The following is a 25,838-nucleotide window of genomic DNA, read 5'->3' on the forward strand; positions in this document are numbered from 1 at the left end:
GGGTTCCAACAAGAAACAGTGAACTACACGCCCAGGCAGCCGGCAAGCGCCGGATCGCGGGCCACCTCGGCCGCGCTGCCCTGCAGCACGACGCGGCCCTTCTGCAGCACCAGCGCGCGGTCGCTGCGCGACAGCACCTTGCGGTAGTCGCGGTCGACGATCAGCGTCGCGATGCCGCTGGCGCGGATCTCGCCGATCACGCGCCAGATCTCGGCGACGATCAGCGGCGCCAGGCCTTCGGTGGCTTCGTCCAGGATGACCAGCGCCGGGTGCGTCATCAGCGCGCGCCCGATCGACAGCATCTGCTGCTCGCCGCCGGAAAGTTGGCCGCCGAGGTGGTTCAGGCGTTCTTCGAGGCGCGGGAAGGTGGCCAGCACACGGCCGAGCGTCCAGGCGTCGCCGGGATGCGCCCCGCTGCTGGTGAAGGCACGCGGTGCCCCGCCCTTGCCGGCCGGGCGCGCGGCCATCACCAGGTTTTCCTTCACCGTCAGGTTCGGAAACACGCCGCGCCCTTCCGGCACGTAGGCGATGCCCTGGCGCGCGACATCGTGCGGCTTCGCCGTCGACGCGTCGTGCCCGAACAGCGTGATGCGACCTTCGCGCTGCGTCACATGGCCCAGCAGCGTGCGGATCAGCGTGCTCTTGCCCATGCCGTTGCGGCCGAGCAGGCCGAGCGTCTCGCCGCGGCCGATGTTCAGATCGATGCCGTGCAGCACATGGCTGGAGCCGTACCAGGCATGCAGGCCGCGGGCCGAGAGGATCGTGTCGCTGTGCATGTCGGTCCCCTTCAGTGCCCGCCGAGGTACGCCGACTGCACCTGCGCATCGGCGCGCACCTCGTCCGGCGTGCCGCTCGCGATCACCGCGCCGTTGACCATCACCGTGATGCGATCGGCGATGCGGAACACCGCGTCCATGTCGTGCTCCACCAGCAGGATCGCGTGGCCGGCGCGCAGCTCGTCCAGCAGCGCCAGCATGCGTTCGGTTTCCTCTGCGCCCATGCCGGCCAGCGGCTCGTCGAGCAGCAGCACCTCGGGGCCGGTGGCCAGGCACATCGCGATCTCGAGCTGGCGCTTCTGGCCGTGCGACAGGCTGCCGGCGGTGCGGTCGAAGAAGCCGTGCAGGCCGGCGCGGCGCGCCGAGGCGTCGGCCGCGGCCTGCGTCTGCTCGCAGCGCGTGGCAGGTTGCCACCAGGCCCAGGGCTTCTGGTGCCGGGCCTGCGCGGCAAGGCGGCAGTTCTCGAAGACGCTGAACTGCGGGTAAATCGTATTGCGCTGGTAGCTGCGGCCGAGGCCGGCGCGGGCGCGCTTCGGCTGAGGCCAGGCGGTGACGTCGCGGCCGAGCAGCTCGACGCGGCCGCCCGAGGGCGGGATCTCGCCCGACAGCAGGTTGATCAGCGTGGACTTGCCGGCGCCGTTGGTGCCGATCACCGCGTGCACGGCGCCGCGCTCGAGCGCCAGCGAGACCTGGTCGACGGCGACGAGGCCGCCCCAGCGGCGCGTCAGCGCGTCGGCGCGCATGAGGATGTCAGGCATCTTGCGCCTCCGCGATCACCGGGGTGGCGGCGGGGCGGCCGATCAAGCGGGCGCGCCACTGCGCCGGCAGGCCGACCAGGCCTTTCGGCAGCAGCGCGACGCTGGCGATGATGGTCAGCCCGAGGCCCAGGTGCCAGTGCTTGGCGAAGCCGCCGAAGATCGCCTCGGACTTGAAGAACTCCTGCAGCAGCGCGAAGGCGAAGGCGCCGATCAGCGCGCCGCGCAGGTGGCCGAGGCCGCCGAGGATGATCATGATCAGCACCGCGCCGCTGAGGTGCCAGCCCATCAGCTCCGGGTTCACGAAGCCGTCCTTCACCGCGAACAGGAAACCGGCCAGGCCGGCGATCGCGCCCGACAGCGTGAACGCGGCGAGCTTGTACGGGTAGGTCGAGAAGCCGGTGGCGCGCATGCGCTGCTCGTTGGCCTTGATGCCGGCCAGCGCGCGGCCGAAGCGCGAGCGGCCGACCAGCGCCAGCAGCGCGAACACGGCGACCAGGCAGCCGAGCGTGAAGCCGTACATCACCAGCGGCCTGTCGAGGTCGATCAACGAGCCGAGCACCGGCTTGGCCGTGAGGTAGATGCCGTCGGTGCCGCCGCCCAGCGGGGTGTCGTGCACGACGTAGTAGGCCATCTGCGCGAAGGCCAGCGTGACCATGATGAAGTAGGCGCCCTGCGTGCGCAGCGACAGTGCACCGACCACCAGCGCATACAGCCCCGCGGCGAGCACCGCGGCGGGCAGCAGCCAGGCAATCGACGCCGGGTCGGCATCGGGCGCCAGCAGCGGCACCGCATACGCGCCGATGCCGAAGAAGGCCGCCTGGCCGAAGCACACCAGGCCGGTGGTGCCGACCAGCAGCTCCAGGCTCAGCGCGAAGATCGCATAGACCATGATCTTGCCGACCAGGTCCAGCCCGTAGGAGCCGGCGACGGCCGGCCACAGCGCGAGCGCGGCGAACACGGCGCCGGTGAAGAGCAGCTTGCCGCGGTCTTCGGTGTCCATCGTCTTCATCCGTTGTGGGGTCAAGCCGCCTTGAACAAGCCCTGCGGCTTCCACAGCAGGATCAGCGCCATCAGCACGTAGACCAGCACGCCCGCCGCCTGCGGCAGGAAGACCTTGCCGAAGGTGTCGACGATGCCGATCAGCAATGCCGCCAGCAGCGCGCCGCGGATCGAGCCGATGCCGCCGATCACGACGACGACGAAGCAGACGATCAGCACGCTGTTGCCCATGCCGGGGTAGACCGAGGACACCGGCGCGGCCAGCATGCCGGCGAGCACCGCGATGGCCACGCCCGCGGCGAAGACTACGCGGTAGAGGAACTGGATGTCGATGCCCAGCGACTGCACCATCTCGCGGTTCGTCGACCCGGCGCGGATCATCATGCCCAGCCGGGTGCGCGACAGCACCAGGTACATGCCCAGCGCCAGCAGCAGGCACATCGCCGAGACGAAGAGCCGGTAGACCGGGTAGGTCATCAGCTCGCCCAGCGGCACGCTGCCGGCCAGCGACGGCGGCGGCTGCACGCCGTGCACGTCGTCGCCGACGAGCAGGCTGCGCAGTTCCTCGAAGACCAGGATCAGGCCGTAGGTCATCAGCACCTGCTGCAGGTGCTCACGCTGGTAGAGGTAGCTGAAGAACGCCCACTCCAGCACGTAGCCCAGCAGCACCGACAGCACCAGGCCGGCGAACAGCGTCGCGAAGAAGCCGCCGCCGAAGGTGTTCGCCACCACCGGCGCCAGCGCGTAGGCCATGTACGCGCCGATCATGTAGAAGCTGCCGTGCGCGAGGTTGATCACGCCCATGATCCCGAAGATCAGCGTCAGGCCGGACGCGACGAGGAACAGCAGCAGGCCGTACTGCAGCGCGTTGAGGCACTGGATCAGGAACGTCGCGACATCCATCGGGCAAGACCTTCCCTCGGCGGCCGAAGCGCGGCCGCCGGTTCATGCGGGACCAGCGAAATCGGGCGGAGGGGCGTGGAAGGTCGGCTACATCCTGCAGCCGCGGCCCGGGTCGGCGAGCGACTTGGTCGCCACGCCGATCGACTTGTTCTCCTTGCCGCTGACCTGCCGCAGGTAGATGTCCTGCACCGGGTTGTGGGCCTTCGACAAGGTGAACGGCCCGCGCGGGCTGTCGATCTTCGCCTTGCGCAGCGCGTCGGCGAAGGCGTCCTTCTTGCTCACGTCGCCCTTCACCGCGCCGAGGCCGACACCGAGCATCTGCGCCGCGTCGTAGCCCTGCACCGCATAGACGTCGGGCTGCAGCTTGTAGGTCTTCGCGTAGTTGAGGCGGAAGGCGTTGTCGCGCGGCGTGCCCAGGCTGTCCGCGTAGTGCAGCGTGGTCAGCAGGTCGGCCGCGTCGGCGCCTTGCGCTTCCAGCGTGCCGTCGGTCAGGAAGCCCGCGGCATAGAGCGGGATCTTGCCCTTCAGGCCCGCGGCCGCGTAGTCCTTGACGAACTTCACCGCGCCGCCGCCGGCGAAGAAGGTGTAGACCGCATCGGGCTTGGCCGCCGCGATCTCGGTCAGCAGCGCCTGGAACTCGACGTTCGGGAACGGCAGGCTCAGCTCCTTCGTGACCTTGCCGCCGCCCTTCTCGAAGGCTTCCTTGAAGCCCTTGACCGATTCGTCGCCGGCCGCGTACTTCCAGGTGATGGTGACGACGTTCTTGTGGCCCTTCTTGGCCACCACCTCGCCCATCGCGTAGCCCGGCTGCCAGTTCGAGAACGAGCTGCGGAAGATGTTCGGCGCGCACATCGCGCCGGTCACCGCGTCGGCGCCGGCGTTGGGCACGATCAGCAGGGTGCCGGTTTCCTTCGCCGCGCGGGCCATCGCCATCGCGACGCCGGAGTGCACGGTGCCCACCAGCACGTCGACCTGGTCGCGCTTGATCAGCTTGTTGACGTTGTCCGTGGCCTTCGACGGATCGGACTCGTCGTCGACCTTGAAGAACTCGATTTCGCGGCCGGCGAGCTTGCCGCCCTGCTCGGCGACGTAGAGGCGGAAGCCGTTCTCGATGGCATTGCCCAGCGCCGCGAAGGTGCCGGTGTAGGGCAGCATCAGGCCGACCTTGAGCTTGCCGGTGTTCTGGGCCGCCGCGGGCCCGGCCATCAGCGCGAAGGTGGCGGCCGCACAGGCGGCCAGGAGGTGCATACGCGGGGTCATCGAAGGTCTCCTGAAGCGGTGGTTGTCCGGGCCGAGGGCTCTATTTGCTTTAACTCTAAAGTAATTTCGCGAAGCTGCCAACTGCCGCGATCAGCGCCTCGGGTTGGTCCTTATGGGCGGCGTGGCGGCAGTCGGGCAGTTCGACCACCCGCGTGCCGGGCACGCGGCGGGCAATGCCGTGCACCTGCGCCAGCGTGCCGTACTGGTCATCGACGCCCTGGACCGCGAGCACCGGGCAGGCGATGGAGCTGATCTCGTCCTCGATCGACCACTCGCGGAACGGCGGGTGCAGCCAGATGTCGTTCCAGCCCCAGAACGCCGAGTCCGGATCGTCGTGGTGGCGGGCCAGCCTGTCGCGCAGGTCCGTGGTCAGGTAGGCCTCGCGCGCCTGCGCGATGCTGCTCACCGACAGGTCCTCGACGACGATGTGCGGCGCGACGACGACCAGCGCGCGCACCCGGCGCGGGAAGCGGGCGGCGAACAGCAGCGCGATCGACGCGCCGTCGCTGTGGCCGAACAGCACCGGCGGGTCCGCGGCGGTGTCGATGTCCAGCGCGGCGAGCAGCGCCGGCAGCACCTCGTGGGCCTGGCGGTGCAGGAAGTCGAGCTGCCAGGCTTCTTGCGCGGCACGCGGCGTCGAGCGGCCGTAGCCGGGACGCGAATAGACGAGGCCGCGCCAGCCCAGCGCATCGACCAGCGATCGGGGGAAGTCCTTCCACGCGGACAGCGAGCCGAGGCCTTCGTGCAGGAACACCATCAGCGGCCGGCCGCGGCGTTCGGGCGCCAGCCACGCGTGCTCGATGCGCACGCGGCGGCCGCGCCAGTCGATGTCGACGAACGACGTGCTCACTGGCCGGCGGACCTGGCCGATGCCTCGCGCTCCCGCAGCCGGAAGCGCTGGATCTTGCCGGTGGCGGTCTTCGGCAGCTCGGCGATGAACTCGATCGCGCGCGGGTACTTGTACGGCGCGAGGCGCTCCTTCACGAAGGCCTGCAGCGCCGGGCCGTCGACTTGCGCGCCCGGCTTCAGCACGACGTAGGCCTTGGTCTTGGTCAGGCCCTCGGCATCGGGCACGCCGATCAGCGCGGCCTCGAGCACCGCCGGGTGCTGCATCAGCGTCGATTCGACCTCGAAGGGCGAGACATAGATCCCGCTGACCTTCAGCATGTCGTCGCTGCGGCCCGCGTAGGTGTAGGTGCCGTCGGCGTTACGCTGGTACTTGTCGCCGCTCTTGGTCCAGCCGCCCTGGAAGGTGTCGCGCGACTTCTCGCGGTTGCCCCAGTACATCAGCGCGGCGCTCGGGCCGCGGATGTAGAGGTCGCCGGTGTCGGTGGAGCCGTCGGGCTTGGGCGGCAGCGGGCGGCCGTCGTCGCCGCGCAGCTCGATCTCGTAGCCGGGCACCGGCCGGCCGGTGGTGCCGTAGCGCACGTCGCCCGGGCGGTTCGACAGGAAGACATGCAGCATCTCGGTCGAGCCGATGCCGTCGATGATCTCCAGGCCGAAGTGCGCACCGAAGCGCTGGCCGATCTCGGCCGGCAGCGCCTCGCCGGCCGACGAACCGAGGCGCAGCGCGACGTCCTCGCGCTTCGGCAGGTTCGGCGACGCCAGCATGCCGGCATAACCGGTCGGCGCACCGAAGAACACGGTCGGCTTCGGCTCGCCGGTCCAGCGCTTGAAGACGGCATCCGGTGTCGGCCGCTCGGCCATCAGCAGCGTGGTGGCGCCGACGCTCAGAGGGAAGGTCAGCGCATTGCCGAGGCCGTAGGCGAAGAACAGCTTGGCGGCCGAGAAGCACAGGTCGTCCTCGCGCAGGCCCAGCACGTGCCGGCCATAGAGCTCGGCGGTCCAGTACGGGGCGGCGTGGGTGTGCACCGTGCCCTTGGGCTGGCCGGTCGAGCCGGACGAGTAGAGCCAGAAGGCCGGGTCGTCGGCCAGCGTGTCGGCCGCTTCGGCCATCGGCGCGTGCGCGGCGAGCCAGGCCTCGAAGTCCAGCGCGTCGTTCGGCAAGGCCGGCTGCTGCGCCGGATCGGGCCGCGAGACGACGATGGCCTGCAGTTCGTGCCGGCCCTGCGTCGCGTCGATCGCCGCCTGCAGCGTGGGCAGCAGGGCCGCGGACACCAGCGCGGCCTGCGCACGGCTGTTCTGCAGCATGAACGCGTAGTCGGCCGCGGTCAGCAGCGTATTGACGGCCACCGGCTCGATGCCCGCGTAAAGCGCGCCGAGGAAGGCCACCGGCCAGTGGTTGTTGTCGTGCATCAGCAGCAGCACACGTTCCTCGCGGTGCAGGCCCAGTGCGCGCAGGCCGCTGGCGCAGCGGCGGATGCGGTCGGCGAGCGCGCCGTAGCTCAGGCGGCCGTGGTCGTCGATGAAGGCGGTCTTCTCGGCGCGGCAGGCGTTGCGCTCGAGCAGGTGGCGCGCGAAGTTGAAGTGCGACGGCGGCGCTGCGACGTCCGGGGTCTCGGGGTTCATCGCCAGTCTCCTGTTCACAAGGTGGCGAGCACCGCGGTGCTGGCCTGCACCGCGGCGCGGCGGTGGTAGAAGTTCAGCGCCCGCAGGCCGCCCAGCTCCTCGCCGCCGCCGGCGCGGCCGGGGCCGCCGTGCAGCGATTGGGGCATCACGTTGCCGTGGCCGGTGTGCAGCGCGGCGACGTCCGGCGACACCACGTGCACGCGGCCGTGGCTGTCGGCGAGCTCGACGGCCGCGGCGCCGAGCGCTGCGGCGTCGCTGCCGTAGAGGGAAGCGACCAGCGAGCCCTGGCCGCGTCGAATGAGCGTCAGCGCGTGGCCGGTGTCGCGGTAGGGAACCAGCGTGGCGACCGGACCGAAGACCTCGGTGTGATGCACGGCGGCGGCCGCGTCGGCATCGCGAACGCCGAGCAGCGTCGGCCCGATGCAGCAGGCGATCGCCGGATCGGCATCGACCAGCGGCGCCCGCGTGCCGTCGTGCACCGTCTCGGCCTGCCGCTGCAGCGCGGCCAGGCCCTCGCGCACCGCATCGAACTGCGCGCGGCTGACCAGCGAGCCCATGCGCACCGAGTCGTTGCGCGGGTTGCCGACGCTGGTTTTGCCGAGCTTCGCGCCGATCGCTTCGGCCGCCGGCGCGTACAGCGCCTCGGGCACGAAGATGCGGCGGATCGCGGTGCACTTCTGGCCGGACTTCACCGTCATCTCGCGCACCACTTCCCTGACCAGCAGGCCGAAGGCGTCGCTGTCCGGCGCCTCGCCGGGCAGCAGCAGCGCGCTGTTGATGCTGTCGGCCTCGATGTTCACCCGCACCGACTGCTGCGCGACCGCGCGGTGCGCGCGGATCGTCGCCGCGGTGGCGGCCGAACCGGTGAAGCTGAGCACGTCGAACGGCTCCAGCGCATCGAGCAGCCCGGCCGGGCTGCCGCAGATCACCGACAGCGCACCCGCCGGCAGCACGCCGGCGTCGACCACGTCCTGCACCATGCGCTGCGTCAGCCACGCGGTGGCCGTGGCCGGCTTGACCACCACCGGAACGCCCGACAGCAGCGCCGGCGCGGCTTTCTCCCACAGGCCCCAGGACGGGAAGTTGAAGGCGTTGATGAAGAGCGCGAGGCCGCGGATGGGCACCTGCAGGTGCTGCGACTGGAAGTTGGGCTCCTTCGCCAGCCGCGCGGGCTCGCCGTCGAGCAGTGTGCGGCGGTCGCCGAGCGCCTCGCCCCACTTCGCGTACTGGCCCAGCGTGTAGAACGCGCCGTCGATGTCGATCGCCGAGTCGTTCTTCACCGTGCCGCTGTTGGCCGTGGCGATCTCGTAGTAAGTGTCCCGGTGCTGCTGCAGCACTTTCAGCACCGCGCCGAGCAGGCCGGCGCGCTCGCGGTAGCTCAGCGCGCGCAGTGCCGCACCGCCCTGCTCACGGGCGAAGCGGAAGCCGGCCGCCAGGTCGAGCCCGGAAGCATCCACCCGCACGAGCTCGGTGCCGAGCACCGGATCGAACAGCGGGGTGCCGGGGCCCCGGCCGGCGACGGCGCGGCCGGCAAGGACGTTGTTCAGCAGGGGACTCGCCATCGACGTCTTTCATCCCGTTCGCGTCCGGTGGCGGACGCGGTTGCAGACCAGGGCCTGATGAATTATTGTGCTTGCAATGCACGATAGGTCGATGGAGAGAGCGTGTCAAGCACTATAGTTCAGGAGGACGGGTATACCCCAGGCGTCAACGGGGGCGCGGACCCGGCCGCGGCCGTCGCGGCGGCCGACGGCGACAAGAACCCGTTCCTGGTCGCGCTGGGCGAGCGGGTGCGTGCGCTGCGCGCGCGTCGCGGCATGACGCGCAAGGCGCTGGCCGCCGCGGCCGACGTGTCCGAGCGCCACCTCGCGAACCTGGAATACGGCATCGGCAACGCATCGATCCTGGTGCTGCTGCAGGTGGCGCAGGCGCTGCAATGCGCGCTGGCGGAACTGCTCGGCGACGTGACGACCTCGTCGCCCGAGTGGCTGCTGATCCGCGAGCTGCTGGAGCAGCGCGACGAGGCCACGCTGCGCCGCGTGCGCATCGCGGTGGGCGAACTGCTGGGCGCGGGCGGCGGGGCGGCGCCGGCGGTGCGGCAGTCGCGCATCGCGCTGGTCGGGCTGCGCGGGGCGGGCAAGTCCACGCTCGGCCAGATGCTGGCCGACGACCTCGACTTCCCTTTCGTCGAGCTGAGCCGCGAGATCGAGAAGTTCGCCGGCTGCAGCATCTCGGAGATCCAGGCGCTCTACGGCACCAATGCCTACCGCCGCTACGAGCGCCGGGCGCTCGAGGAGTCGATCCAGATCTACCCCGAGGCGGTGATCGCCACGCCCGGCGGCCTGGTGTCCGACGCCGCCACCTTCAACCTGCTGCTCGCGCATTGCACGACGGTGTGGCTGAAGGCCGACGCGGAGGACCACATGCAGCGCGTGATCGCGCAGGGCGACATGCGGCCGATGGCAGCGAGCTCCGAGGCGATGGACGACCTGCGCCGCATCCTTGCCGGCCGCGCGGCCTTCTATTCGAAAGCCGACCTGCAGCTCGATACCAGCGCCCAGCCGCTGGCGCCGACCTTCGAAGCGCTGCGCACGATGGTGCGCGAGACGCTGGCACTGCCGGCCTGAGCGATGTGCATAAAAATGCATTTGAGTGCTTGACTCAAAGCATCATAGTGCACTATTCTGCCTCTCAATCCATCCACGGAGGCCGCCGATGAGCTCCACGCCCCCTGTCCCGGTCGACTACCGGACCGACCCCAGCCGCTACCGCCACTGGAAGCTGAAGTTCGAGGGCCCGGTGGCCACGCTGGCCGCCGACATCGACGAGAACGGCGGCCTGCGTCCCGGCTACAAGCTCAAGCTCAACAGCTACGACCTCGGCGTCGACATCGAGCTGGCCGACGCGCTGAACCGCATCCGCTTCGAACATCCGGAAGTGCGCGCGGTCGTGCTCACCAGCGCGCGCGACAAGGTGTTCTGCTCGGGCGCCAACATCTTCATGCTCGGCGTGTCCAGCCATGCATGGAAGGTGAACTTCTGCAAGTTCACCAACGAGACGCGCAATGGCATCGAGGACTCGTCGGCGCATTCCGGGCTGAAGTTCATCGCCGCGGTCAACGGCGCCTGCGCCGGCGGCGGCTACGAGCTGGCGCTGGCCTGCGACGAGATCATCCTGGTCGACGACCGCTCGTCGGCCGTCAGCCTGCCCGAGGTGCCGTTGCTGGGCGTGCTGCCCGGCACCGGCGGCCTGACCCGCGTGACCGACAAGCGCCGCGTGCGCCACGACCTGGCCGACGTCTTCTGCACCACCACCGAAGGCGTGCGCGGCCAGCGCGCGAAGGACTGGCGCCTGGTCGACGACATCGCCAAGCCCGCCGTCTTCGCACAGAAGGTGCAGGAGCGTGCGCTGCAGCTCGCCGCGCAGAGCGACCGGCCCGCCGATGCCAAAGGCATCGCGCTGACGCCGATCGAGCGCCGCGACGAACCCGACGCGCTGCGTTATGCGTTTGTCGACGTCGAGATCGACCGCACCAAGCGCACCGCCACGTGGACCGTGCGCGGTCCGGCCGGCGAGCAGCCGTCGACCGTCGAGGCCATCGTCGCCGCCGGCGCCGCGTGGTACCCGCTGCAGCTGGCGCGCGAGCTCGACGATGCGATCCTCACGATGCGCACCAACGACCCGCAGATCGGCACATGGCTCATGAAGACGGCCGGCGAAGGCGCCGCGGTGCTGGCGCTGGACGAGACGCTGGCGCGCCACGCGCAGCACTGGCTGGTGCGAGAGACGGTCGGTGCGCTGCGGCGCACGTTCAGCCGGCTCGACGTCTCGTCGCGCAGCCTCTTCGCGCTGATCGAGCCGGGCTCCTGCTTCGCCGGCACGCTGCTGGAACTGGCGCTGGCCTGCGACCGCATCTACCACCTGGCGCTGCCCGACGACGAGGCGCGTGCACCGAAGGTGACCGCCGGTGACGCGAACTTCGGGCGTTATCCGATGGCCACCGGCCAGTCGCGCCTGGCGCGCCGCTTCTACGACGAAGCACCGGCGCTGGACGCGGTGCGCGCGCGCATCGGCGCCCCGCTGGATGCCGACGCGGCATTCGCGCTGGGGCTGGCGACGGCGGCGCCCGACGACATCGACTGGGACGACGAGGTGCGCATCGCGATCGAGGAGCGCGCGGCGATGTCGCCCGACGCGCTGACCGGCCTCGAGGCGAACCTGCGCTTCAACGGCCGGGAGAACATGGTCACGCGGGTCTTCGGCCGCCTGACCGCCTGGCAGAACTGGATCTTCCAGCGCCCGAACGCGGTCGGCGAGCACGGGGCGCTCAAGGTCTACGGCACCGGCCAGAAGGCCGGCTTCGACTGGAACCGGGTTTAGGTCTAACTGGTAAAACACATGTCCACCATCGACTACAGCGAGAAGATCCCCAACAACGTCAACCTCGCCGAGGACCGCACGCTCAAGCGCGCGCTCGAGCAGTGGCAGCCCAACTTCCTGAGCTGGTGGGGCGACATGGGGCCCGAAGGCTCGCAGAACTTCGACGTCTACCTGCGCACCGCGATCAGCGTCGATCCGCAGGGCTGGGCGCAGTTCGGGCACGTGAAGATGCCGGACTACCGCTGGGGCATCTTCCTGAACCCGGGCGATGCGGATCGCACCATCCACTTCGGCGACCACAAGGGCGAGAAGGCCTGGTCCGACGTGCCCGGCGAGCACCGCGCGAACCTGCGCCGCATCATCGTCACCCAGGGCGACACCGAGCCGGCGTCGGTCGAGCAGCAGCGCCACCTGGGCCTGACCGCACCGAGCCAGTACGACCTGCGCAACCTCTTCCAGGTGAATGTCGAGGAAGGCCGGCACCTGTGGGCGATGGTCTACCTGCTGCACAAGTACTTCGGCCGCGACGGCCGCGAGGAAGGCGAAGCGCTGCTCGAGCGCCGGTCGGGCGACCAGGACAACCCGCGCATCCTCGGCGCCTTCAACGAGAAGACGCCGGACTGGCTGTCCTTCTTCATGTTCACCTACTTCACCGACCGCGACGGCAAGTTCCAGCTCGCGGCGCTGGCCGAGAGCGCGTTCGATCCGCTGGCGCGCACGACGAAGTTCATGCTGACCGAAGAAGCGCACCACATGTTCGTCGGCGAATCCGGCATCAGCCGTGTCATCCAGCGCACCGCGCAGATGATGAACGAGCTGAAGACCGACGACCCGGCCAGGCTGCGCGCCGCCGGCGTGATCGACCTGCCGACGATCCAGCGCTACCTGAACTTCCACTACTCGGTGACCATCGACCTCTTCGGCGCCGACCAGTCGAGCAATGCGGCGATCTTCTATTCGTCGGGCCTGAAGGGCCGCTTCGAGGAAGGCAAGCGCACCGACGACCATGTGCTGAAGGGCCAGACCTACACCGTGCTGGAAGTCCAGAACGGCGCGCTGGTCGACAAGCAGGTGCCGATGCTCAATGCGCTGAACGAGGTGCTGCGCGACGACTACATCAAGGACTCGGTCGCCGGCGTCGGCCGCTGGAACAAGGTGCTGGAGAAGGCCGGGCTGCCGCAGCGCCTGACCGTGCCGCACAAGGCCTTCCACCGCAACATCGGCACGCTGGCCGGCATCAAGCTGTCGCCGGACGGGCGCGTGGTCAGCGATGCCGAATGGCAGGCGAAGCAGCATGAATGGCTGCCCAGCGCCGAGGACCGCGCCTTCGTTGCATCATTGATGGGCCGCGTGGTCGAGCCAGGCAAGTTCGCCAACTGGATCGCGCCGCCGATGATGGGCATCAATCGCCAGCCGGTGGACTTCGAATACGTCCGCTTCAACTAGAGGCTTTCGCCATGGACATGCCGGTGGCCGGCCTGATCAGGCAGCACCTGATCGACCCCGAGATCTGCATCCGCTGCAACACCTGCGAGGCCACCTGCCCGGTCGGCGCGATCACGCACGACGACCGCAATTACGTCGTGATGGCCGACAAGTGCGACAGCTGCATGGCCTGCATCGCGCCCTGCCCCACTGGCTCGATCGACAACTGGCGCACGCTGCCGAAGGCGCGGGTCTACAGCGTCGAGGAGCAGCTGGGTTGGGACGAGCTGCCGGCCGAGTGGAGCGCCGGGCAGCTGGCCGAGGCGGCGGTCGAGGCCGGCATGGGCGAAGCGGCGGCAGTGGAAGCGGTGGCCGCCGCGGCGATCGAGACGGCGCCGGCGGCGGTGGCACGGGCCGAAGAGACCGTGCAGGCCTTCAATGCCGCGCAATACGGCGCGACGCTGCCGCCCTGGTCGGCCGCGCATCCGTACTGCAATCTCTACGGCCCGAAGGCGGCGCAGAAGTCGGTGACCGCCACCGTCACCGGCAACGTGCGCGTGACCCAGGTCGGCAAGGAGTACGACACCCACCATGTCGTGCTCGACTTCGGCCTGATGCCCTTCCCGGTGCTCGAGGGCCAGTCGATCGGCATCGTGCCGCCGGGGGTCGATGCGCAGGGCCGCGCGCACCATGCGCGCCAGTACTCGATCGCCAGCCCGCGCAATGGCGAGCGGCCCGGCTACAACAACGTGTCGCTGACGATCAAGCGCGTGCTGGAGGACTACCAGGGCCGGCCGGTGCGCGGCGTCGCGTCGAACTACATGTGCGACCTGCAGGTCGGCGACAAGGTGCAGGTGATCGGCCCGTTCGGTTCGAGCTTCCTGATGCCGAACCATCCGAAGAGCCACGTCGTGATGATCTGCACCGGCACCGGCTCGGCGCCGATGCGGGCGATGACCGAATGGCGGCGCCGGCTGCGCCAGTCTGGCAAGTTCGAAGGCGGCAAGCTGCTTCTCTTCTTCGGCGCCCGCACGCGCGAGGAACTGCCCTATTTCGGCCCGCTGCAGAACCTGCCGAAGGACTTCATCGACATCAACTTCGCGTTCTCGCGCGAGGCCGGCCGGCCCAAGCGCTACGTGCAGGACCTGATGCGCGAGCGCGCGGCCGACGTCGCCGCGCTGCTGTCCGATTCGAATGCCTTCTTCTACGTCTGCGGGCTGAAGGCGATGGAAGAAGGCGTGGTGCTGGCGCTGCGCGATGTCGCCGTGCAAGCGGGACTCGACTGGGACGCGACCGCCGCCGCCTTGAAGCGAGACGGGCGGCTGCACCTCGAGACCTACTGATCCAGCGGCGCCCTCACCACCGTCCGGCGCGGATGCGCGCCACGTTGCGGTTCATCGCATGCCGCACGACGTGGCGGTAGAGCAGGCGCTTGAAGCCGCTCAGGTTCGATCCATGACGCGCATAGAACGCGTCCGGGCTGTCGAAGACGCCGAAGTCGTCGGCGATGCCTTCCTTCTGGATGTAGGTGCTGCGGCCGCACCAGGCGACGCCGGGCGACGACAGGTCGCGCGTCGCCGCGCCGTAGCCGCAGAAGGCCATGGCCTGCGGGAAGCGGCGCTGCAGGCTGCGCAGGTAGGCCTCGTCGAGGATGAAGCCCTCGAGCTCGATCCAGCGCTCGTGGAGCCACACCTCGACCCAGCTGTGGATGATGCGCGGCGGCGCCAGCCGGTAGAACAGGCCCGTCACCGCGCCCTTCTGCAGCGCCTTGTGGATCGTGAAGCCGTGGAAGCGGCAGCCGATGCCCACCGCGCGCAGCAGCGCCATCAGCAGTGTGCCCTTGGTATTGCACTGGCCCAGGCGATCGGCGAGCACGCGCGACGCCGGCAATTCGTCACCGTCGTTGTAGCCGAAAGGGATCTCATTGCGCACGAACTCGTAGACGGCGCCGATGCGCTCCGCCACCGGCAGCGAACGCCAGCCGCGGGCGGCGACCAGGGCCTCGATCGCCGGGTGGTGGAAGTCGAGCAGCGGCGTGGGCGCGAGCACGGTGGCGGCCGGGGCATTCATGGTTAGACCGCCGTTCACGCCGCGCGGGCCAGCTCGGCGCGAGCCTGGCGCACGACGCTGAACGCTGCACTCAGCGCCAGCAGCGCCATGACGGCCGCCACCAGCAGGTCCGGCCAGCGCGTGCCGGTGCCGAACACGCCCGCCGCCGCGGCCAGCACCGCAAGGTTGCCGATCGCGTCGTTGCGCGTGCACAGCCACACCGAGCGCATGTTGGCGTCGCCGTCCCGCCAGCGGTACAGCAGCGCGGCGACGCCGAGGTTGGCGGTCAGCGCGAGCGTGCCGATCAGGCCCATCATGATCGGCTCGGGGGTGCGGCCGTTGGCCGCGTTCCACAGCGCGTGCAGCAACACGCCGGCGCCGTACAGGCCCATCGACCAGCCCTTGACGGCCGCGGCGCGGGCGCGCCATGCGAGGCCCAGGCTCAGCACCGCGAGCGACAGACCGTAGTTCGCGGCGTCGCCGAAGAAATCGACCGCATCGGCCAGCAGCGATACCGATGCGGACTGCAGGCCGCCGCCGATCTCCACCGCGGCCATCGCGGCATTGACGATCAGCGCGATCCACAGCACGCGCCGCATCCGCGGCGGGGGTGCCTGGGGCGGGGTGGCCGGGTCGGCATGGCAGCAGGCGTGGCCCATCGGGCAGCTCCGGAGTGGTCTGGATGCCGTGATTGAAAAGCCTGGAGCCGCTACGGAGTCAAGCGCCGCCGGCATCGCCCGCCGACGGGGCGGGATGCGGCGCATGCACCGCGCGCGAGTCGGCCGGGGCTTCGTCGCGCTCGTGCAGCCCGTAGTCGCGCAGCACGTGCGCGACGCGCAGCCGGTAGTCGGCGAAGGCGGTCTCGCGGCCCAGGCGCTGCGTGCGCCGGTGCTGCTCGAGGTTGCGCCACCCGGCGACGGCGGCCTCGTCGCGCCAGAACGACAGCGACAGCAGCTTGTCCGGATTCGCCAGGCTCTGGAAGCGCTCGACCGAGATGAAGCCGTCCATCGCCTCCAGCGTCGGCTTGAGCGCGGCAGCCGCGTCGAGGTAGGTCTGGCGGTGCTCCGGGTGCGGCATCACCTCGAAGATCACGGCGATCATCGTGCGGCCTCCGCGGCGTGCGGCAGGCCGTTGAACGTGCCTTCGACCAGCTCGGTGAAGGTGCGCTCCTCGCGCAGGATGAAGCGCTCGCGCTGCGCGGTCTCGAAGTTCGCGCGGCCTTCGGAATCGGTCTTCAGTCGGCGACGGTAGGCCTCGTAGTCGGCGAGGCTCGGAAAGCCGATCAGCCCCCAGGCGATGTCGTTGGTGCCTTCGCTCGGCAGGAAATAGCCGATCAGGTGGCCGCCGCAGCGCGGGATGATGCGGCCCCAGCGCTCGGCATAGGCCTTGAAGGCCTCGCGCTGGAACGGGTCGATCTGGTAGCGGATGAAGCAGGTGATCAATTCGGTTTCCTCGTTGTGCGGCTGGACAGGTCGGCATCGTCGCGGCGATCGGCGATCCGACATTTCGCTGCAGGACGAAGTGTCGCGATGAATGCGCCTGCTATGGTGATTGCATGAATACCAATGACATCGCCCGCATCGCGCAGCTCGTCGGCGAACCGGCGCGCGCGGCAATGCTGCTGGCGCTGATGGATGGCCGCGCACTCACCGCGCTGGAGCTGGCCGCGGCCGCCAACATCGGCGCGCCGACCGCCAGCCGGCACCTCGCGCTGCTGGTCGACGCCGGCCTGCTGCAGCTGGCGCGCCAGGGGCGGCATCGGTACCACCGGCTGGCGTCGCCGGAGGTGGCGCGGCTGCTCGAAGGCATCATGCAGATCGCGGCGCAGCAGCCGGCCGCTGCGCCGGCGCGACGCATCCCCACCGGCCCGCGCGACGCCGCGCTGCGTTTCGCGCGCAGCTGTTACGACCACCTCGCCGGCCAGCTGAGCACGGCGATCGCCGAGACACTGCAGGCCGATGGCGCCATCGTCTTCGACGACGAGAGCGGGCGCATGACCGAGCAATTGCCGGCCTCGCTCGGCCGGCTGGGTTTTTCGACCGATGCACTGGCCACGGTCAGCAAGCGGCCCGGGTGCCGTCCCTGCCTGGATTGGGGCGAGCGCCGCCCGCACGTGGCCGGCCGGCTCGGCGCGTTGATCCTCGACGAGTGCCTGCAGCGCGGCTGGCTGCGTCGGGCCGGCGATTCACGCGCGCTGGGCTTGACGCCGCCGGGTGCCGCGGCGCTGCAGCGGTGGATCGGCGCGGAACGCTGGCGGCGGTTGATCGGGGACCCGCCGCCGCATTGACGCTGCAGGGGCGGCAGCGTTGGCGAAGGTCAGCGGGCGAACGGATTCGCCGTCGCGAACCACAGGCCGATGCCGGTGGCGATGATGAACGCGCCGTCGGTGACGCCGACCGACAGGAAGTACTTGGTCTGCAGCGTCGGGATCAGTTCGGGTTGGCGCGCCGAGCTTTCGAGGAACTTCATCGTCGCCAGGCCGATGCCGAGGCAGGAGCCGAAGGCCGGGATGCCAATCAGCAGTGCGACGGCCAGCGGGAGCAGGTCAGTGCCGGTGCTCATGTCGAGTCTTTCGTGGGAGTGGAGGATTCGAGGGGGGCTTGGATGGCTCAATGGGCCGTCGCCAGCGGCGATGCATCGGCCTCGCGCGAGCCGCGCAGGCTGACGCCTTGCCAAGCCGCGAACAGCAGCGTGCTGGCCGCGTGCAGGCCGAGGAAAGCGATGCCGGCGCCGCTGGGCGCCACGGCGCCGGTGACCCACAGGCCGATGCTGGCGATGGCCCAGCCGAGGTTGCCGATCACGATGAACAGCACCAGCGCCGACCACACGCGCGGCGAGCGCGCGATCAGGAACAGCGCCGCCGCATAGACGGCCATGAAGAGGCCGCTCTCCACGATCAGGGCGCGCGGCAGCTCGGTCAGGCTGGCGACGGTGGCGGCCAGCAGCAGTTGCAGCGCGGCCATTGCGCCGGTGGCGGCGCCGTCGAAGCGCAGGGCCAGCTTCAGCAGCGGGGACGGGTGCACGGTTCTCATCGCATTCTCCTTAGGCGGTGGTGGATCGTTCGGTTCGGAATCAGTGTCGCGAGACCGCCGCTGGAAAGCGATTACGTCGGAGGTAGTGGGCCCGATGCGGCGGGCCGGCCCTCGGCGGCTGCAGGCGCGGCCAGGCCGCGCCGGCGCGGTGCTATCGTGCGGCCCGATGCACGATCGCACCCACGCCTCGCCCGGCCCGGCGCTCGGGCCGTTGCTGCGCCAGTGGCGCTCGCAGCGCCGTCGCAGCCAGCTCGACCTCGCGCTCGACGTCGGCATCTCGGCGCGGCACCTCAGCTTCATCGAGACCGGGCGCTCGCGTCCCAGCGCGCAGGTGCTGATGGCATTGGCACAGACGCTGGAGCTGCCGCTGCGCGAGCGAAACCGGCTGCTGCTGGCGGGCGGCTACGCGCCGCGTTATGCCGAACGCGAGTGGCAATCGGAGGCCATGGCACCGGTGCGTGCCGCATTGCAGCGCCTGCTCGATGCGCACCACCCGTATCCCGGTGTCGTGCTCGACCGGCAATGGAATGTCGTGATGGCCAATGGCGCGGCCAAGGCGCTGGTGGCGATGCTGCCGGCGTGGCTGTCCACGCACCCGATGAACATCTTCCGGGCCAGTCTGCATCCCGAAGGCATGGCCGCGCTGACGCTCAACTTCGAGGATTGGGGCAGCTATCTGATCGATGCGTTGCGGCGCGCCGTGCAATCGACCGGCGACCGCGCGCTCGCGGACCTGGAAGCCGAGGTATTGGCCTATCCGAATGTCGCGCCGCTGCGCGAGGCGGCCGAACGCCAGGCCGCGAGCGGTTCGCCACCGCTGCTGGTGCCGTGTGTGATGAAGCTGCCCTTCGGCACGCTGTCGCTGTTCACGACGCTCACCACCTTCGGCACGCCGCGCGACGTCACACTGGAGGAGCTGTGCGTGGAGCTGTTCTATCCCGCTGACGCAGCCAGCGAAGCGCTGCTGCGGGCGCACGCGGCGCCTGCGGCGGCCTGAGCGGCCGCGGCCGGCGCCGGGTCACGCTGACGACGGACCCAGGACGGGCCCACGACGGGCCCGCACGGGCCCGCGAAGGCCATCAGGCGGCGGCGGGCGCGGCCTGGTCCCCGCTCTGCACGGCCGAGGCCGCCTTGCGGCCGCCACGCTTGCGGCCGGCTGGTGCAGCGGCCTTGCGGCCCCGCTTGGCGCCCGGCTTCGGGCCGCGCTTCTTGGCCGGTGCGGCCTCGGCGCTGGCAGCGGCGGCGGCCGAAGCCCCCTCGATCAGGAACGGCGTGCGGTCCTTGACGCCGACGATCCACAGCGGCGGCTTGCCGCGGCCGGTCCAGGTCTTGCCGCTCTTCGGATCACGGTACTTCGCCACCCCGACCTGCAGCTTGCCCGGCGCTGCCGGCGCGGCCACGCGCTTGGCACCCGCGGCCTTCGGCGCGCGCCCCTTCGCGCTGCTGGCGGGGCTGGCGGCAGCGCCGCCGAAGCCGAGATCGGCCGCCGTCAGGCCGTAGGCATCGATCGCATCGCGGATGCGCTCGATCACGCCCGGGAGCTCCGATTTGCGCAGGTCCGCAGCACGCTGCTGCAGTCGCGAGATCTCGGCCAGCACTGCGCCATACGTTTCAATCTTTTTCATTCGGGGTCCTTCTATTCGACTACCAGTTTCCGAAACCGCGAGGATCGGAATGCCGCGGCATCACGAAGTAATGCCTGGGGCGGAGTTTTACCTCAATTGGCGTGCGATTTGATTCCGCAAACGGGTTTTATCGCGATTCCGGCGTCCGAAAGGGCCGGCGCGTCATTCGAATACCACACCGGCAGACTGCCGGCGGCGAAACTCAGGCAGGAACGGGGGTATAGCCGGCGTCCGCAATGGCGGCGGCCAATTCATCGGCATTCACGCGTGGGCTGTCGATCTCGACCCGATGGGTCTGCAGGTCGACGCGCACCTGGGCGTCGGCGTCGAGTGCCTTGATGGCCTGGGTGATGGCGGCCTGGCAATGGCCACAGCTCATGTCGTCGATCCGAAAGGCGATCATTGCGGGAACTCCTGAAAGGCAATGGGGCGCGCGCGCACGCGCAGGTCCGGGCCGACACACGTGACGTCGATGAATTGGAAGCGCAGCGCGTCGCCCAGCTGCGCCGGCGGCGGCAGCGCGGCGAGTCCGCGGCCCGGGCCGATCAGCAGCGGCGCCTGGTAGAGCAGCAGTTCGTCGACGAGGCCGGCAGCGAGCAGTGCGCCATTGAGGGCCGGGCCGGCCTCGACATGCAATTCGTTGATGCCGCGCCCGCCGAGCATGGACATCAACGCGCGCAGGTCGATGCGGCCCTGCGTCGTCGGCACGGCCTGCACGTCGGCGCCGCGGGCGCGCAGGGCGTCGGCAGCGGGTCCCTGGTCGTGTGCGGCGACGATCAGCGCCGTGCCGGGCGGATCGAGCAGCCGCGCGGTGGGCGGCGTCTGCAGGCGTGCATCGACGATCACCCGCAGCGGCTGGTGTGCGGTGGGGACTTCGCGCACGTCGAGCCGCGGGTTGTCGGCGAGCACGGTGCCGATGCCGCTCAGCACCGCGCCGGCGCGCTTGCGCCAGCGGTGGCCATCGGCGCGTGCCTCCGGTCCGGTGATCCACTGGCTGCGGCCGTCCTCGAGCGCGCTGCGGCCATCGAGCGAGCCGGCGATCTTCAGGCGCACGTAGGGGCGGCCGCGTTCGATGCGCGACAGGAACCCGACGTTGAGTGCCCGCGATTCGTCGGCGAAGAGCCCGGTGTCGACGTGAATGCCGGCAGCGCGCAGCCGGCGCAGCCCTTCACCGGCGACCTGGGGATGGGGATCGCCGAGCGCGACGACGACGCGCCCGAGGCCGGCAGCGATCAGCGCGTCGCAGCACGGCGGCGTGCGGCCATGGTGCGCGCAGGGCTCGAGCGTGACGTAGGCGGTGGCGCCGGCGAGCGGCAGGCCGCGCTCGCGCGCCATGCGCAGCGCCATCACTTCCGCGTGCGCCTGGCCGGCGGCCTGGGTATGGCCTTCGACGGTCCAGCCGTCGCCGGCGATCACGCAGCCGACGCGCGGATTGGGATCGGACAGGCCGATGGCCTCGGCCGCCAGCGCGAGCGCGCGCCGCATGTGACTTTCGTCGTCGGCGGTGAAGGCGCAGGCGTCGTTCATGGCCCGGATTGTGCCGCCGGGTCGTCGCGGCGGCGTTTCATGTGCCCTGCAACACATGCCGCGTGCCGCGGGTGTGCGCAAATCACGCACAACGCGTGGGGGATGCCACGAACGAGGGGTTATCGGCCGGGACGGCCTGCGTAAGATGAACCGAATGCAAAGGCGCCTGAGCTCACTTCGTTCGCTGCCCCCCGAGGGGACGCGTCAGGGCCTTCGGGCGGCCGGGCGGCACTGACATGGACGGGCGACTCGATACCAGCGGGCGATTCAGCAACAGCGGCCTGTTCTGGCCCAGCGACCGGCACCTGTTCCGGCGCCGCCGTTCGGTGGCCGTGCGGCTGCTCGGCGCGGCGCTGGTGGTCGGCTCTGCGCTGCTGATCGCCCTCAGCCTGGGCCTGGTGCACTGAGCGACGGCGCCGCCGCGGCGGCCGGCCGCGCGGCGTCAGACCACGTCGTCGACGGGCGCATACAACACGCGCTGATAACGGGTCATTGACGCGGCATCGACGATGCCGAGCCATCGCGCCACCTCGTCGGCCGAGCGGCCGCGCCGCAGCTGGCGCAATGCGAAGGTGTGGCGCAGGCGGAAGGAGCCGCCCCGCACCACGTCGTCGTCGAAACCGGCGGCCTGCAGCACCTGGCGCACCGCCTGGTACTGCGCCACCTTGCCCCAGGGCTTGCCGGTCTTCGTCGACGGGAACAGCTGTTCCCCGGCGATGGCATTGGCGCTGCGCACGTCGAGCCAGTGCTTCAGCAGCAGTCCGGCCCAGCCGGCGATCGGTGCTTCGTGCGCCGGCGCGCTGCCGGTGGCCGGCACCTGCAGTTTCCAGGGCAGGTCCTTCCGGCGGCCGCCTGCGACGACGACGTCCGACAGCGTCAGGGAGCGCACATCGCCCGGCCCGAGGCCCGCGCCGAGTTGCAGCGCGACGGCACTGCGATTGCGAAGGTCCTGCCAGCCCTGCACGGCCGGCCGCTGCGACGCCGTCGAGCGCGGGCGCGCCTGCGACAGGTAGTCCACGAGCTGCCGTGCCTGCGACGCGTCGAGGTGCTCCGGCAGCGGGTCGGCTTCGGTGGCGTTCGCATAGCGCCAGTCGGGACGGCTGTCGAGCAGGTCCGATGCGGCCGTGTTCGCCGGCAGGCCGAGCCGGCGATGGCGCTGGTTCAGCACCCGGTCGACGAGGTGCAGCAGGCGCCAGACGTAGCGCGGCGACAGCGCCTGGTCCGGACCGGATGCGCCGCTGCGCGAGGCGATGAAGGCTTCGAGATCGGCGGCCTGGATCGACTCGAGGTGCACGGGCGGGGTTTGGGAGACGCACCACTTCGTCAACACCGTCCAGAGGTGGCGGTAGACCTCCTCGGACGATTCCCGGGCCAACGCGCCGGAGCGCCGGGCCTGCGCGAGCCAGCGCTCGAAGCCGTCGCGAAAGGCGGGCAGCGGCGAACGAGCGTCGTCGAAGAGGTCTCCAGTTTCAGAATGAACCAACGGCATAGGCTCAATCTTACCAACCCACCACTGCAACCACCCCTCGCCACCCCACCCATACCGCACCGCCAACGCTTTCAAAACCCGCGTCCTGCCGTTGGTTCGTTTTCCATGGTGGGCCGCTTGGGCTGGTTTGGCGCCAGGCGCCAGCGACAGGCTCAGCGCTGGAGCGCCAGCGGCCTCATGGGGCCCGCCTGCCCGCAGGGTCGGGCAGCCTCAGTAACATGCGCCGCTCGTGACGACAGGAGTCCTTCGATGTCCTACATGCTTCTGGTGATGGAGCCGCCCGCCCAGCGCCGCGAACGCACCGAAGACCAGGCCCGCGAGGCCTGGGACCGCATGACCGGCTTCGCCGGCGACCTGCAGCGCCGTGGGCTGCTGAAGGCGGCGGAATCGCTGCGCATCGACGACCGGATTCAACGGGTCGAGAAGCGCGACGGCCGCGCCCGCGTGCTCGACGGTCCGTTCGCCGAGGCGAAGGAGATCATCGGGGGCTTCTTCCTGCTGGATTGCGAATCGCAGGAAGAGGCGATGGCGCTGGCCCGCGAATGCCCGGCGACCGAATGGGCGACGGTGGAAGTGCGACGCGTCGGCGCCTGTTACGAGGATTCGCTTTGACATCGCTCCTCGGGTTAATACCGAAGCGCAGCGTGTCGAATCGACGCCAGTTCATTCGTCGTGTGAGCTGAAGGCCGCTGATTTCCGGCGCCAAACCCCTCGCACGAAGGAGCCCCACGATGCGATTCATGATCATGGTGCGCGCCAATGCGCTGTCCGAGAGCGAACGCTCGCCGGACGCGGACCAGGCCGTCATGGCCGCCATGGCCGATTACCACGAAGCCCTGGCCCAGGCCGGCGTGCTGCTCGACGGCAATGGCCTGCAGCCCAGCCGTTCCGGCTGGCGCATCCACTACACCCAGGGCAAGGGCCGGGTGATCGACGGCCCGTTCGCCGAATCGAAGGAGTTGATCGCCGGCTACACGCTCATCCAGGTGAACTCGCGCGAAGAAGCGCTCGAGTGGTCGCGCCGCTTCCCGTCGCCCTTCGGCAACGACGAGTGCGAGATCGAGGTGCGCCAGTTGTACGAGCTGGAAGACTTCGACAGCCCCGACGTCGAGCGCTTCCGCGAGATCGGCATCGGCCGCCGCTGAGCGCAGACGTGTCGATGGCGTCCTCCACCACCCTGACCCACAAGGCCATCGAAGCCGTCTGGCGCATCGAAGCCGCGAAGATCGTCGCCGTGATCGCGCGCATGACGCGCGACCTCGGCGTGGCCGAGGAACTGGCGCAGGACGCGCTGATCGCCGCGCTCGAGCACTGGCCCGCCACCGGCGTGCCCGACAACCCGGGCGCCTGGCTGGTGGCCACCGCCAAGCGCCGCGCGCTCGACCACCTGCGCCATCTTCAGCTGCAGGAGCGCAAGCATGAAGAGATCGGCCATGACCTCGAAGCCCGGGAGGCGCTGATCGTGCCGGACTTCGTCGACGCCCTCGACGCGGCCCGCGCCGATCGCATCGGCGACGACCTGCTGCGCCTGATCTTCACCGCCTGCCATCCGGTGCTGTCGACCGAGGCGCGCGCCGCGCTCACGCTGCGACTGCTCGGCGGGCTGACCACCGACGAGATCGCGCGTGCGTTCCTGGTGCCGGAGCCGACCATCGCGCAGCGCATCGTGCGCGCCAAGCGCACGCTCGGCGCCGCGAAGGTGCCCTTCGACCTGCCGCGCGACGAGGATCTCGCGGCGCGGCTGCAGTCGGTGCTCGAGGTGCTGTACCTGATCTTCAACGAAGGCTATACCGCGACCGCCGGCGACGACTGGATGCGCCCCGCGCTGTGCGACGAAGCACTGCGGCTGGCCCGCGTGCTGGCCGGGCTGGCGCCCGACGAATCGGAAGTGCACGGGCTGAGCGCGCTGCTCGAACTGCAGGCTTCGCGCGCCGCCGCGCGTACCGACGCATCGGGCAAGCCGGTGCTGCTGCTGGAGCAGAACCGCGCGCGCTGGGACCAGCTGCTGATCCGCCGCGGCCTCGCAGCGCTGCAGCGTGCCGAAACGCTGGCCGCCGGCGCGGGGGCGGGATCGCTGGGGCCGTACGCGCTGCAGGCGTCGATCGCTGCCTGTCACGCGCGCGCCCGCACGCCCGACGCCACCAACTGGCCCCGCATCGCCGCGCTGTACGACGCGCTGGCACAGACCGCGCCGTCGCCGGTGGTCGAGCTCAACCGCGCCGTGGCGGTGGCGATGGCCTTCGGACCCGCCGCGGGCCTGGAGCTGGTCGATGCGCTGAATGACGAGCCAGCGCTCGCCGGCTACCACTGGCTGCCCAGCGTGCGCGGCGACCTGCTGATGAAGCTGGGGCGCGCGGCCGAAGCACAGCGTGAATTCGAGCGCGCCGCGTCGCTCGCGCGCAATGCCCGCGAACGCAGCCTGCTCGGAGAACGCGCCCGGCAGGCGGCGGTGGCCGCGCTGGCCGACCCGACTGCAGCGGCCGAGCGGCCGCTGCGCCACTGACTCAGCCGGCGCTCGCGTACTTGATCGAACAACCGTAGGCCCGCGTCTGCGGCTGCGACACCGGCTTGCCGGCGAGCACCTCGTCGAGCGCCTGGCGCACGTAGTTGGTGGCGCTTGAGATGTCGGCCGGATTCGCGGTGGGCTTGCTGTCGATCGCGCCGGCATAGACCAGCTTGCCGTGCGGATCGATCAAGTACATGTGCGGCGTCGTGCGCGCGCCGTAGCTGCGGCCGATCCTGCCGTCCTCGTCGAGCAGGGTCGCGGTCGTCTTCGCGGACTTCGACTGCAGCCAGCCGATCAGCTCGGCCGGTGGCCGCCAGTCGCCGGCGTCCTTCGCGGTCGACGACACCGTCAGCCACACGGCGCCCTTGCCCAGCGCATCCTTCTGCGTCGCCGGCATGTTGGCGCTGTTGTAGTGCTTCTGCACGAAGGGGCAGCCGGGGTTGGTCCACTCCAGCACCACGTACCTGCCCTTGAAGTCGGCCAGCGACACGGTCTTGCCGCTGGTGTCCTGCGCCGTGAAGGAAGGGGCCGGCTGGTTGACGACGGCCTGCTGCGCCGCCGCGGCGCCGGCGGCGAAGGCCAGGCTGGCCGCCACCGCGATCAACGTCCCGTGCTTCATGACTCGCTCCTTGATGACGCT

The 25,838-nt window shown here is 70.2% G+C and carries 29 protein-coding genes; 10 read left to right on the forward strand and 19 right to left on the reverse strand.

What is annotated here, in order from left to right; genetic code table 11:
• Positions 1–23 precede the first annotated feature (23 nt).
• From P1K89_RS25845 to P1K89_RS25880, 8 genes are all read right to left on the reverse strand, one after another.
• Positions 24–776: an ABC transporter ATP-binding protein gene (locus P1K89_RS25845; RefSeq protein WP_284619416.1), complete on the reverse strand. Its 753-nt coding sequence runs from the start codon at positions 774–776 to the stop codon at positions 24–26.
• Positions 777–787: 11 nt separating this feature from the next.
• A complete protein-coding gene (locus P1K89_RS25850; protein WP_284619417.1) occupies positions 788–1,534 on the reverse strand; it encodes an ABC transporter ATP-binding protein in 747 nt (248 codons plus the stop codon).
• Positions 1,527–2,534 (reverse strand): branched-chain amino acid ABC transporter permease, encoded by a 1,008-nt coding sequence (locus tag P1K89_RS25855; protein ID WP_284619418.1) that lies wholly within the window; start codon positions 2,532–2,534, stop codon positions 1,527–1,529. Before P1K89_RS25855 ends, P1K89_RS25850 begins: the two co-directional genes overlap by 8 nt.
• A gap of 20 nt (positions 2,535–2,554) precedes the next feature.
• On the reverse strand, positions 2,555–3,436 hold the full coding sequence (locus P1K89_RS25860) for a branched-chain amino acid ABC transporter permease (RefSeq protein ID WP_284619419.1): 882 nt from the start codon (positions 3,434–3,436) through the stop codon (positions 2,555–2,557).
• Positions 3,437–3,523: 87 nt separating this feature from the next.
• A complete protein-coding gene (locus P1K89_RS25865; protein ID WP_284619420.1) occupies positions 3,524–4,696 on the reverse strand; it encodes an ABC transporter substrate-binding protein in 1,173 nt (390 codons plus the stop codon).
• Positions 4,697–4,751: 55 nt separating this feature from the next.
• A complete protein-coding gene (locus P1K89_RS25870; protein WP_284619421.1) occupies positions 4,752–5,546 on the reverse strand; it encodes an alpha/beta fold hydrolase in 795 nt (264 codons plus the stop codon).
• Positions 5,543–7,165 (reverse strand): benzoate-CoA ligase family protein, encoded by a 1,623-nt coding sequence (locus P1K89_RS25875; RefSeq protein WP_284619422.1) that lies wholly within the window; start codon positions 7,163–7,165, stop codon positions 5,543–5,545. The genes P1K89_RS25870 and P1K89_RS25875 overlap by 4 nt, the downstream gene beginning before the upstream one ends.
• A gap of 14 nt (positions 7,166–7,179) precedes the next feature.
• Positions 7,180–8,727 (reverse strand): 3,4-dehydroadipyl-CoA semialdehyde dehydrogenase, encoded by a 1,548-nt coding sequence (locus P1K89_RS25880; protein ID WP_284619423.1) that lies wholly within the window; start codon positions 8,725–8,727, stop codon positions 7,180–7,182.
• Between the two features lie 102 nt (positions 8,728–8,829).
• Between P1K89_RS25880 and P1K89_RS25885 the strand changes: the two genes are divergently transcribed.
• The 4 genes from P1K89_RS25885 to boxA all read left to right on the forward strand — a co-directional run bounded on the left by P1K89_RS25885 (position 8,830) and on the right by boxA (position 14,313).
• The gene (locus P1K89_RS25885) at positions 8,830–9,792 is read left to right on the forward strand and encodes a helix-turn-helix transcriptional regulator (protein WP_284619424.1); all 963 of its coding nucleotides are present in this window, start codon (positions 8,830–8,832) and stop codon (positions 9,790–9,792) included.
• Positions 9,793–9,880: 88 nt separating this feature from the next.
• On the forward strand, positions 9,881–11,545 hold the full coding sequence (gene boxC / locus P1K89_RS25890) for a 2,3-epoxybenzoyl-CoA dihydrolase (RefSeq protein ID WP_284619425.1): 1,665 nt from the start codon (positions 9,881–9,883) through the stop codon (positions 11,543–11,545).
• An 18-nt stretch (positions 11,546–11,563) separates the two neighbouring features.
• Positions 11,564–12,991, forward strand: a complete 1,428-nt coding sequence (gene boxB, locus P1K89_RS25895) for a benzoyl-CoA 2,3-epoxidase subunit BoxB (RefSeq protein WP_284619426.1) — start codon at positions 11,564–11,566, stop codon at positions 12,989–12,991.
• 11 nt (positions 12,992–13,002) lie between these two features.
• On the forward strand, positions 13,003–14,313 hold the full coding sequence (boxA, locus tag P1K89_RS25900; protein ID WP_284619427.1) for a benzoyl-CoA 2,3-epoxidase subunit BoxA: 1,311 nt from the start codon (positions 13,003–13,005) through the stop codon (positions 14,311–14,313).
• 13 nt (positions 14,314–14,326) lie between these two features.
• On the opposite strand, the gene P1K89_RS25905 is transcribed toward boxA, so the two are convergent.
• The 4 genes from P1K89_RS25905 to P1K89_RS25920 are packed head-to-tail and all read right to left on the reverse strand — an operon-like array spanning position 14,327 to position 16,461.
• Entirely contained in the window at positions 14,327–15,040 is a 714-nt protein-coding gene (locus tag P1K89_RS25905) for a transglutaminase-like domain-containing protein (RefSeq protein ID WP_284619428.1), read from the reverse strand.
• 14 nt (positions 15,041–15,054) lie between these two features.
• Complete coding sequence (locus P1K89_RS25910) at positions 15,055–15,678, reverse strand: cation efflux transmembrane domain-containing protein (protein WP_284619429.1); 624 nt, start codon at positions 15,676–15,678, stop codon at positions 15,055–15,057.
• A gap of 58 nt (positions 15,679–15,736) precedes the next feature.
• Positions 15,737–16,120: an antibiotic biosynthesis monooxygenase family protein gene (locus P1K89_RS25915; protein ID WP_284619430.1), complete on the reverse strand. Its 384-nt coding sequence runs from the start codon at positions 16,118–16,120 to the stop codon at positions 15,737–15,739.
• Complete coding sequence (locus P1K89_RS25920; RefSeq protein WP_284619431.1) at positions 16,117–16,461, reverse strand: NIPSNAP family protein; 345 nt, start codon at positions 16,459–16,461, stop codon at positions 16,117–16,119. Before P1K89_RS25920 ends, P1K89_RS25915 begins: the two co-directional genes overlap by 4 nt.
• Positions 16,462–16,574: 113 nt before the next feature.
• On the opposite strand from P1K89_RS25920, the gene P1K89_RS25925 reads away from it, so the two are divergent.
• On the forward strand, positions 16,575–17,306 hold the full coding sequence (locus tag P1K89_RS25925; protein ID WP_284619432.1) for an ArsR/SmtB family transcription factor: 732 nt from the start codon (positions 16,575–16,577) through the stop codon (positions 17,304–17,306).
• A gap of 29 nt (positions 17,307–17,335) precedes the next feature.
• Here P1K89_RS25925 and atpE read toward each other — a convergent pair whose 3' ends face one another.
• Both atpE and P1K89_RS25935 read right to left on the reverse strand, forming a co-directional pair.
• A complete protein-coding gene (gene atpE, locus P1K89_RS25930; protein WP_284619433.1) occupies positions 17,336–17,581 on the reverse strand; it encodes a F0F1 ATP synthase subunit C in 246 nt (81 codons plus the stop codon).
• 47 nt (positions 17,582–17,628) lie between these two features.
• Entirely contained in the window at positions 17,629–18,051 is a 423-nt protein-coding gene (locus P1K89_RS25935) for a hypothetical protein (protein ID WP_284619434.1), read from the reverse strand.
• A gap of 166 nt (positions 18,052–18,217) precedes the next feature.
• Between P1K89_RS25935 and P1K89_RS25940 the strand changes: the two genes are divergently transcribed.
• Entirely contained in the window at positions 18,218–19,048 is an 831-nt protein-coding gene (locus tag P1K89_RS25940) for a helix-turn-helix domain-containing protein (RefSeq protein ID WP_284619435.1), read from the forward strand.
• An 82-nt stretch (positions 19,049–19,130) separates the two neighbouring features.
• Here P1K89_RS25940 and P1K89_RS25945 read toward each other — a convergent pair whose 3' ends face one another.
• The 3 genes from P1K89_RS25945 to ribD all read right to left on the reverse strand — a co-directional run bounded on the left by P1K89_RS25945 (position 19,131) and on the right by ribD (position 21,203).
• The gene (locus P1K89_RS25945) at positions 19,131–19,676 is read right to left on the reverse strand and encodes an H-NS histone family protein (protein ID WP_284619436.1); all 546 of its coding nucleotides are present in this window, start codon (positions 19,674–19,676) and stop codon (positions 19,131–19,133) included.
• A 202-nt stretch (positions 19,677–19,878) separates the two neighbouring features.
• Positions 19,879–20,079, reverse strand: a complete 201-nt coding sequence (locus P1K89_RS25950; RefSeq protein ID WP_284619437.1) for a heavy-metal-associated domain-containing protein — start codon at positions 20,077–20,079, stop codon at positions 19,879–19,881.
• On the reverse strand, positions 20,076–21,203 hold the full coding sequence (ribD, locus tag P1K89_RS25955; protein WP_284619438.1) for a bifunctional diaminohydroxyphosphoribosylaminopyrimidine deaminase/5-amino-6-(5-phosphoribosylamino)uracil reductase RibD: 1,128 nt from the start codon (positions 21,201–21,203) through the stop codon (positions 20,076–20,078). The genes P1K89_RS25950 and ribD overlap by 4 nt, the downstream gene beginning before the upstream one ends.
• Positions 21,204–21,439: 236 nt before the next feature.
• Between ribD and P1K89_RS25960 the strand changes: the two genes are divergently transcribed.
• Positions 21,440–21,610, forward strand: coding sequence for a hypothetical protein (locus tag P1K89_RS25960; protein WP_284619439.1), 171 nt, complete (start codon positions 21,440–21,442; stop codon positions 21,608–21,610).
• Between the two features lie 35 nt (positions 21,611–21,645).
• On the opposite strand, the gene P1K89_RS25965 is transcribed toward P1K89_RS25960, so the two are convergent.
• Positions 21,646–22,686 carry a tyrosine-type recombinase/integrase gene (locus tag P1K89_RS25965; protein ID WP_284619440.1) on the reverse strand — a complete coding sequence of 347 codons (1,041 nt, stop codon included), beginning with the start codon at positions 22,684–22,686 and terminating at the stop codon, positions 21,646–21,648.
• Between the two features lie 255 nt (positions 22,687–22,941).
• Here P1K89_RS25965 and P1K89_RS25970 point away from each other — a divergent pair, with 255 nt between their 5' ends.
• The 3 genes from P1K89_RS25970 to P1K89_RS25980 all read left to right on the forward strand — a co-directional run bounded on the left by P1K89_RS25970 (position 22,942) and on the right by P1K89_RS25980 (position 25,195).
• The gene (locus P1K89_RS25970; RefSeq protein ID WP_284619441.1) at positions 22,942–23,304 is read left to right on the forward strand and encodes a YciI family protein; all 363 of its coding nucleotides are present in this window, start codon (positions 22,942–22,944) and stop codon (positions 23,302–23,304) included.
• 119 nt (positions 23,305–23,423) lie between these two features.
• On the forward strand, positions 23,424–23,837 hold the full coding sequence (locus P1K89_RS25975) for a YciI family protein (RefSeq protein WP_284619442.1): 414 nt from the start codon (positions 23,424–23,426) through the stop codon (positions 23,835–23,837).
• Positions 23,838–23,851: 14 nt separating this feature from the next.
• The gene (locus tag P1K89_RS25980; RefSeq protein WP_284619443.1) at positions 23,852–25,195 is read left to right on the forward strand and encodes an RNA polymerase sigma factor; all 1,344 of its coding nucleotides are present in this window, start codon (positions 23,852–23,854) and stop codon (positions 25,193–25,195) included.
• A 1-nt stretch (position 25,196) separates the two neighbouring features.
• On the opposite strand, the gene P1K89_RS25985 is transcribed toward P1K89_RS25980, so the two are convergent.
• Positions 25,197–25,817 (reverse strand): thioredoxin family protein, encoded by a 621-nt coding sequence (locus P1K89_RS25985; RefSeq protein WP_284619444.1) that lies wholly within the window; start codon positions 25,815–25,817, stop codon positions 25,197–25,199.
• Positions 25,818–25,838 lie beyond the last annotated feature (21 nt).

Source organism: Aquabacterium humicola (assembly GCF_030167915.1).
GTDB classification, from domain to species: Bacteria; Pseudomonadota; Gammaproteobacteria; order Burkholderiales; family Burkholderiaceae_C; genus Pseudaquabacterium; species Pseudaquabacterium humicola.